This is a genomic window from Chryseobacterium sp. 2TAF14 (genome assembly GCF_052115105.1).
Taxonomy (GTDB): domain Bacteria; phylum Bacteroidota; class Bacteroidia; order Flavobacteriales; family Weeksellaceae; genus Chryseobacterium.
Genome location: NZ_JBFRGA010000127.1, coordinates 1 through 8,512 on the forward strand (window position 1 = coordinate 1; position 8,512 = coordinate 8,512).

General features: G+C 34.2%; 7 protein-coding genes. 4 read left to right on the forward strand and 3 right to left on the reverse strand.

Features of this window, described 5'->3' with window-relative positions; genetic code table 11:
• A partial coding sequence (locus AB4Y90_RS12665) for a beta-N-acetylhexosaminidase (RefSeq protein WP_441557933.1) occupies nucleotides 1-1,763 on the reverse strand: 1,763 nt, incomplete at its 3' end.
• Nucleotides 1,764-2,058: 295 nt separating this feature from the next.
• On the opposite strand from AB4Y90_RS12665, the gene AB4Y90_RS12670 reads away from it, so the two are divergent.
• Nucleotides 2,059-2,868, forward strand: coding sequence for a DUF4197 domain-containing protein (locus AB4Y90_RS12670; protein WP_441557934.1), 810 nt, complete (start codon nucleotides 2,059-2,061; stop codon nucleotides 2,866-2,868).
• Nucleotides 2,869-3,155: 287 nt separating this feature from the next.
• Here the strand turns inward: AB4Y90_RS12670 and AB4Y90_RS12675 are convergent, their stop codons facing one another.
• Entirely contained in the window at nucleotides 3,156-3,809 is a 654-nt protein-coding gene (locus AB4Y90_RS12675; RefSeq protein WP_441557935.1) for a CoA transferase subunit B, read from the reverse strand.
• Nucleotides 3,810-4,196: 387 nt separating this feature from the next.
• On the opposite strand from AB4Y90_RS12675, the gene AB4Y90_RS12680 reads away from it, so the two are divergent.
• Nucleotides 4,197-6,002 carry an ABC transporter ATP-binding protein gene (locus tag AB4Y90_RS12680; protein ID WP_441557936.1) on the forward strand — a complete coding sequence of 602 codons (1,806 nt, stop codon included), beginning with the start codon at nucleotides 4,197-4,199 and terminating at the stop codon, nucleotides 6,000-6,002.
• Nucleotides 6,003-6,013: 11 nt separating this feature from the next.
• Nucleotides 6,014-6,697, forward strand: a complete 684-nt coding sequence (locus AB4Y90_RS12685; protein ID WP_441557937.1) for a DUF3575 domain-containing protein — start codon at nucleotides 6,014-6,016, stop codon at nucleotides 6,695-6,697.
• Nucleotides 6,698-6,855: 158 nt separating this feature from the next.
• Here the strand turns inward: AB4Y90_RS12685 and AB4Y90_RS12690 are convergent, their stop codons facing one another.
• Nucleotides 6,856-7,557, reverse strand: a complete 702-nt coding sequence (locus AB4Y90_RS12690) for a CoA transferase subunit A (protein ID WP_441557938.1) — start codon at nucleotides 7,555-7,557, stop codon at nucleotides 6,856-6,858.
• Nucleotides 7,558-7,812: 255 nt separating this feature from the next.
• On the opposite strand from AB4Y90_RS12690, the gene rplS reads away from it, so the two are divergent.
• Nucleotides 7,813-8,169: a 50S ribosomal protein L19 gene (gene rplS, locus AB4Y90_RS12695; protein ID WP_007846341.1), complete on the forward strand. Its 357-nt coding sequence runs from the start codon at nucleotides 7,813-7,815 to the stop codon at nucleotides 8,167-8,169.
• Nucleotides 8,170-8,512: the final 343 nt, after the last annotated feature.

The window sequence follows — 8,512 nt, forward strand, 5'->3', positions numbered from 1 at the left end:
GATATGGTGCTTTTCAGTTGATTGTTTTCAAAATAAGCAGATTTCACAGTCATTTTCTTAGAAACAGGAATAGGATTTTTATAAATTGCAGAACCCGATTTCGGATCGCTTCCGTCTGTAGTAAATCTGATTCCGTCTGGATTTTGTGAAGTCGAAAGTTGGTATGAAGCACCATTTTTTTCAGGAATTACTTTTCCGGAAATATTATAAATACTTTTTGCATAGTTGATCTTCATTTTATCTAAAATTTTAAAATGCTCCATCACTCTGTCTTCAAATTTCTTGTAATTTTCAGGGTTTGAAGTTCCCCAACCGACCTCAGAAAGTGCAAATAATCTTGGGAAAATCATATACTGAACCTGCTTAAAATCAAGAATATATTCCGTCCACAAATTAGCCTGAACTCCCAAAATATATTTCGTCTGCTCTGCATTTAATTCAGCAGGAAACGGGTTGTAAGAATAGACTTTTTCCAAAGGCGTAAAACCTCCAAAAGCATTGGGTTCAGTTTGCGGATCTCCCTGATAATGGTCAAAATAGCAATACGAACCCGGCGTCATTACGGCAAAATGATTGGTTTTTGCGGCTTCAACTCCGCCTTTAATGCCTGTCCAGCTCATTACAGCAGCATTTGGAGCCAATCCGCCCTCTAAAATCTCATCCCAACCGATGATTTTTCTTCCTTTAGAATTAACATATTTTTCAATTCTCTGGATGAAATAACTTTGTAAACCATGTTCATCTTTTAGATTGTTTTTCTTAATTAATTCCTGACAATGTGTGCATTCTTTCCATCTCGTTTTAGGACATTCGTCACCTCCGATGTGAATATATTGCGATGGAAACAGTTGGATCACTTCATCTAAAACATTTTCTAAAAATGTAAAAGTTTCGTCTTTCGGACAGAAAACATCATCAAAAACGCCCCATTTTGTAGCCGCTTCGAAAGGACCTTTTGTACACGCCAATTCAGGATAAGCTGAAAGTGCAGCCAAAGCGTGACCGGGCATTTCAATTTCGGGAACAACCGTGATGTGTCTTTCTGTTGCATATTTTACAACTTCTTTTATTTGTTCCTGTGTATAGAAATATGGTCCGTAAGGTTTTCCGTCAAAAGTATTGTCAACATAAGCTCCGATCATCGATTCTTTACGTTTTGAACCAATTTGTGTCAGTTTTGGATATTTTTTAATCTCAATTCTCCAACCCTGATCGTCTGTGAGATGCCAATGAAAAGTATTGAGCTTGTACATTGCCAAATAATCGATGTACTGCTTTACTTCTTCAACAGTAAAGAAATGACGGCAAACATCGAGATGCATTCCACGCCATGCGAATTTTGGAGAATCTTCAATTTTTAATGCGGGAATTTTGCTGTTTTCAGAATTTTGAATGAGCTGAAGTAAAGTTTGAATACCGTGAAATAATCCCGATTTATCTTTTCCTGTGACAGAAATAAAATCTGATGTTATTTGAATTTCGTAATCGTTCTTTAATTCTTTTTTTAGGTTTAGAAAAATAACATTAACTCCATCACCTCGGTTATTTTTTGATAAATCAAAACCTTTAATTTTATTTAGAGATTTTAAAAAAAATTGATGTTCAAAAGATTTATCTACTCCTTTTACAATAGTTTGATTATTAATATTAAATTCTCCTTTTTGAAACTCAACTTTTTGAGGATAGGGAATTAAATTCAATTGAGACTGGGAAAAGAAGAATCCCGAAAATATGATAGAAAATAGAAGTAAAAAACGTTTCATTTCTGAATTTGATTTGAGTTTAGCGAATATAATTATTTTTTGAGGATTTTTCTGATGGTATTGATAAATATGAGGTTTCGCTCCTCCGGAGCTCAGATTTGTGTGCTCTAGATTCTCTACAAAGGTAAAGCTCCTCTGGAGCTTTGTAAACGAAGCGGATAATTCTTTAAATAAATTTCTACCAAATTATTTTTCCAAAGAATGTTTTAGTTAAAAATCTCGTCTTTTATTAAAATTAACAATTATCATTTAACTTTTTCAATCTAAAAACATCTAATTTTGTATAAAATAAACGATGAGAAAAACTTTTTTTTTAGCAGCTGGATTATTATTTTCAGTTTCTGCGCAGTCACAGATTTTAGATGTAATTAAATCTACCGTTAAAAATCAAACGGGTATTGATCTAAGTAATCCTAAAAAGAACACAACTTCAACTTCAACAACATCAGCTTCAACACCACCATCTGCAAGTTCTTCAGTCAACTTAAATAATTTAACGTCAACGCAAATTTCGTCTGGTTTAAAGGAAGCTTTAAATCTAGGTGTAACTGAAGGTGTGAAAAAATTGGGTGTAACAGATGGTTTCTTAAAAAATGAAGCTGTAAAAATTTTAATGCCTGAAAAATTAAGAATAATTGATACCAAGCTCCGTGCTTTTGGATTGGGAAGTTTAGCCGATCAGGGTATAAAATTAATCAACAGAGCCGCCGAAGATGCAGTAACTGAATCTGCACCGATCTTTACAAAAGCAATCACTTCGATGACCATTACAGATGCAAAAAACATTTTACTGGGAGGTGATAATGCAGCAACTAACTATTTGCAAACAAAAACTCAATCCCAACTTTTTACTGCTTTTCAGCCTAAAGTAAAAGCTTCTTTAGGAAAAGTAGGCGCTGATAAAGTCTGGACTAATTTAATTTCAAAATACAATACTCTGACTGGACAAGCTGTTTCGACAGATCTTAATGAATATGTAACCAACGAAACCATTAATGGAGTTTTCAAAATGGTTGCAGAAAAGGAAAGCGGTATCAGAAATAATTCTGTAATGAGAACAACAAGTATTTTGCAGAAAGTTTTTGGAGCGCAGGATGGTAAATAGCTTTCTTTTTTTTCCTTTGAAAAAATTAATTGATTTTTCTTTTGTCTTGAAACAAAAGAAACAAAAATTCAAAACTGGAAACTGCGGCTAAAAATTAAAATTGAATCCTAAAATCCCCAAAACTCGTGCGGATTGAATGTTTAGTTTATTAACATAATTCTTGCCGCACTCAAACAGTGGGAATTTTTTAACGGATTAAATTTCAATTTTATTAACGCCTTCGTTTCCTAAGTCGTTTAGTTACTCAAAAAATAAAACCTTGCCGTGTGACAAGGTTTTTATTTTATTTAGAACTGCATTTCAGGGATCTCACCTTCAATGATTAAATCTGCTTCTGTGGATTTTATAATGTGTTCTACGGAAACTCCCGGAGCTCGTTCAACCAATTTGAAACCAGCCGGAGTAATGTCTAAAACCGCTAATTCTGTAACTACTTTTTTCACACAGTTAATTCCGGTTAAAGGAAGTGAGCATTTTTTGAGAATTTTGCTTTCTCCTGCTTTGTTTACGTGCATCATCGCTACGATGATATTTTCGGCTGAAGCTACCAAATCCATTGCACCACCCATTCCTTTCACCATTTTTCCCGGGATTTTCCAGTTGGCAATATCTCCGTTTTCTGAAACTTCCATTGCTCCGAGAATCGTAAGATCTACTTTCTGGCTTCTGATCATCCCAAAACTGAATGCAGAATCGAAAAATGAACCTCCATCCAGAATGGTAATGGTCTGTTTTCCGGCGTTGATGATGTCGGCATCTTCTTCCCCTTCAAAAGGAAATGGACCCATTCCCAAAACTCCGTTTTCGCTTTGAAACTCTACTGAAAGATTATCAGGAACGTAATTGGCAACCAGTGTTGGAATTCCGATTCCTAAATTTACATAATATCCGTCTTTTACTTCTTTTGAAATTCTTTGTGCAATTTGTTCTTTAGTTAGCATAGCATAATCTTATCCTGCCAAATTAGCCATTTTTTCAGAATTACGAAAATACTTTCTTTCTTATCGGGCTAAATTAAATTTGTGCATTTGTGCGACTAATTTTAATTCCACGCAGAAATACACAGAATTTATTTTAAATTATATGCGAACATATGTTTAATTAATGGAAATGCTGATTTTTTTTAAACCATTAAGATTTTTATTAAGGATTTAGAATAGTTAAGTTGCGCTGCGTTTTAAGTATTTTGCTAATTAAAATCTTTGATTTTTCAATAATTTTTTTTTTAATTTAATATTCTTAATGTTTGAAGGTTAGCCTATTTTCTTATCCTATGATAAATTTTACTTCTCAAATTGTCGTAAATTTGTAGGCTTTTAATTTTACAAATGAAAATTCTATTAAATTATTTAAAACCTTATAAATGGCTGATCATCGCTTCGCTGTTGTTAGCTGCTATCAATCAGGTATTTTCGTTATTTGCTCCTGCCATAACTGGAAATATATTAGATAAACTTGTTACCCATCCTAATTTTTTTGATAAAGAAAAACTGATTCCAAGAACGTTGAACGAATATCTCTACGGAACCGATATTTATCATGGTGTTTTCTATTTTTTAGGTTTATTAATAGGAACCGCAATGATCAGCCGAATTGCCAAAGCATTTCAGGATTATGTAGTAAGTGTGATTATCCAAAAATTTGGTGCGAAGATTTTCACTGATGGTTTACAGCATTCGATGAGATTGCCTTTTCAGGAATTTGAAGATCAGCGAAGTGGCGAAACGCTTTCTATTTTAACTAAAGTGCGTGAAGATTCTGTGAAATTTATCAATAATTTCATCAATGTATTTTTTGGAATTCTGGTAAGTATAATTTTCGTTTCTGTATACGCCATTCGTCTACACTGGTCGATTATGCCGGTTTATGTAGTGGGAATTATTCTTATTGCTGTTGTCACTAATTTATTGAGTAAGAGAATTAAAACCATTCAAAAAAATATTGTTACAGAAACCACAACTTTGGCAGGAAGTACCACCGAAAGTCTCAGAAATATTGAGATTGTAAAAAGTTTGGGACTCACCAATCAGGAAGTGGAACGTTTGAATAACAACACGTACAAAATCCTGAACCTGGAATTGAGAAAAGTAAAAAGCATTCGCTCACTAAGCTTTGTACAGGGAACGTTGGTGAATTTTTTACAGCAGGTTATTACTTTCACCTTATTATTGTTAATTTTTAAAAATATTGTAACTCCGGGACAATATCTGTCATTAATGTTTTACGGGTTCTTTATTTTCGGGCCGATGCAGGAAATCGGGAATATCATCATTTCTTACCGTGAAGCAGAAGCATCGCTTCAAAATTTTGACCGGGTGATGAAAAAAGAGGTTGAACCTAAACCTTTAACCCCGAAAAAAATTGGTGCTATTGAAGAATTGGAGTTCCAAAAGGTTTCTTTTCAGCATCAGAGTGCTCATTATAAAGCACTTAATTCTATTTCATTTGATGTGAAGAATGGAGAAACAATTGCTTTTGTAGGACCGAGCGGATCAGGAAAAAGTACTCTGGTAAAATTGCTTGTAGGTTTATACAGACCACAGGAAGGAAGCATTTTTTACAACAATGTTGACGGAAAGGAGTTTGATTTTGATGAATTGAGAAACCAAATCGGTTTCGTAACTCAGGATACCCAGCTTTTTGCAGGAACGATAAAAGAAAATCTTTTATTTGTAAATCCTTCTGCAACGGAAGAAGACCTTCAATTAGCTTTAAAAAAATCAAGCTGTACCGCTCTTTTGGAGCGTGCTGAAAAAGGAATAGAAACGATTATCGGTGAAGGCGGATTAAAACTAAGCGGTGGTGAAAAACAAAGAATTGCCATTGCACGAGCTCTACTGAGAAAGCCACATTTATTAATTTTTGATGAAGCAACATCTGCTTTAGACAGCATTACAGAAGAGGAAATTACGACTACGATTAAAGAAATTTCCAAAGAAAAAGAGCAGATTACTGTTTTGATTGCACATCGATTAAGTACGATTATGCATGCCGATAGAATTTATGTTTTGGAACGCGGACAAGTCATCGAAACTGGTTCACATTTACAATTAATTGAAGAAAAAGGATTATATTACGCCATGTGGAGACAGCAGATCGGGGAAAGAAAGATTGCGGAAACTCACTTAATATAAAGCAAATTTCAATGAAAAAACTTTTAACCATTCTTATTTTAACGATTTCAACTTTGATTTTTGCCCAAGAAGAATCAAAGGAAAGCAAGTGGATTTTGAAACTGAACGCAACGCAATTAGTCGATGTGGTTTCTTATCCGACTTTACAAATTTCTGCTGAAAGGAAGATCAATCCTTATTTCAGTGTGAATGCAGAAGCTGGGTATCAATTGTATGATTTTAGCAAAGCGGATACGATATTTTTAAAATCAAAAGGTTTTAAAGCTAATCTTGAAGGTCGGGTTTACTTGTTTAAAATGCTTCATTCAAGAATCGAATCTAAAAGAAATGAATTTTATGTCGGATTGCAACTGTTTTATAGAGAAAATGAAGGTACAAATTCAGTAGATTTTTCACCAAAAAACGATGAAACAAAATTTTACACAGATAATTTCGGAACCAAAAGAACGGCAAAAGGTTTCAATATTATGGTCGGAAATCAGATTTCAATGTCGAAAAAAATTATTCTTGAACCTTATATCGGTTTGGGATTGATGAATCGACAAATCGACAATAGCGATATTGAATATAACGAAATAAAAGATACCCGAAACGGAACCGGATTAAAGCCACTTTTCCAAAAGCTGAATTTGGAGGAAAGTTCAGGAAATGTTTTTAATTTTTGTTTTGGATTGAGAGTTGGATATAGATTGTAGGAAATTTGATAATAATGATGAAAGTTTAATGATTCGGAATGGAGATTCTTCATTGCGCCTTGCTTCATTCAGAATGACAATTGGATTACAAATAGTTATAAAAATTTACCCCGAAAATTGGTTTCGGGGTATTATTTTAAAAAGAAACTGATTAAAAATTAATCTTTTTTTCTAACCGTTCTCTGCTCAATTCTTTTTTCAAAATTTTCTCCCTGAAAGATTCTTTGGATCATAATTCCCGGAATATGAATCTGGTTGGGATCTAATTCTCCTGGAGCAACCAATTCTTCCACTTCTGCAATGGTAATTTTTCCTGCTCCTGCCATCGGATGGTTGAAATTTCTTGCTGAACCTTTGAATATCAAATTTCCTGCGTGGTCACCTTTCCAGGCTTTTACAATTGAATAATCTGCTTCGTAAGCATGTTCTAAAATATGCGGTTTTCCTTTAAATTCTTTTACTTCCTTGCCTTCTGCAACTTCAGTTCCGAAACCTGCAGGAGTGTAAAATGCAGGAATTCCGGCCTGTGCAGCACGGCATTTTTCTGCTAAAGTTCCTTGTGGAGTCAATTCAACATCCAATTCGCCCGATAACATTTGTCTTTCAAATTCTGCATTTTCGCCTACGTAAGATGAAATCATTTTTTTGATTTGCTTTTTCTGCAACAACAATCCCAATCCGAAATCATCTACTCCTGCATTGTTTGAAATACATGTTAAATCCTTTACATCACTCTCTACCAAAGCGTTGATTGAGTTTTCAGGGATTCCGCAAAGACCAAATCCGCCCAACATTAAGGTCATTCCGTCTTTGATTCCTTCTATCGCTTCTGTAGCATTTTTTACTCTTTTATCTATCATTGTACTGCGTAAAATTTTGTGGTCTGAAATTACAATTTTTTTGGGAATTTTCTAATGTTTGTAATCTTTTGATTTGAAAGACTGTATTTTTGCGTGAGGGATGGAAGCGGCATCCTTTTTTGGTTTCGGCGGCAAAGCCGCCGAAACCAAAAAAGATACAGCGGACAGCCCGACCTGAATGAGGAAATGGCTGTTATTCAACCTCTGACGAAGTCCGTGAAAGTTGCTTAGCTTAACACTTTTATTTTATTAATAATGGATTTATTAAAGTACGTACAAGACAAGTACATTACAAAAAAAGAATTCCCTGAATTCAAAGCTGGTGATACAATCACTGTGTATTACGAGATTAAGGAAGGTCAAAAAACAAGAACTCAGTTCTTCAAAGGAACTGTGATCCAATTGAGAGGAACAGGTTCTACAAAGACTTTTACAATCAGAAAAATGAGTGGTGATGTAGGTGTAGAGAGAGTTTTCCCTATCAACATGCCTGCTCTTCAAAAAATTGAAGTTGACAGAAGAGGTAAAGTTAGAAGATCTAGAATTTACTACTTCAGAGACCTTAGAGGTAAAAAAGCGAGAATTAAAGACGCTGCGTACAAGAAGAAATAATTCAGACAACAACACATACGAAAAGAGACTGCTAATTTTGGCAGTCTCTTTTTATTTTTTGTCACTGCGAGAAGCGAAGCGACGAAGCAATCTCAATTATGACTTATTTTTGATTGTACTAATTATTTTTTTTAAGGAGCTTTTTCCCGCTTTCCGTTACAATCTTTTTTTTCAAAAAAGGATTTTCACTGCAATCGGGGCTAGAACAAAGTCAAGATTTTCAAGATTTGTCATTCCGACGAAGGAGGAATCTCTATTTAAATATTTGGTATTAAAGCATTATGAAAAAATTCGAAAAAAGCTGAATTGATAGCCTTGTCAAGGTTTTAAACCTTGACAAGGC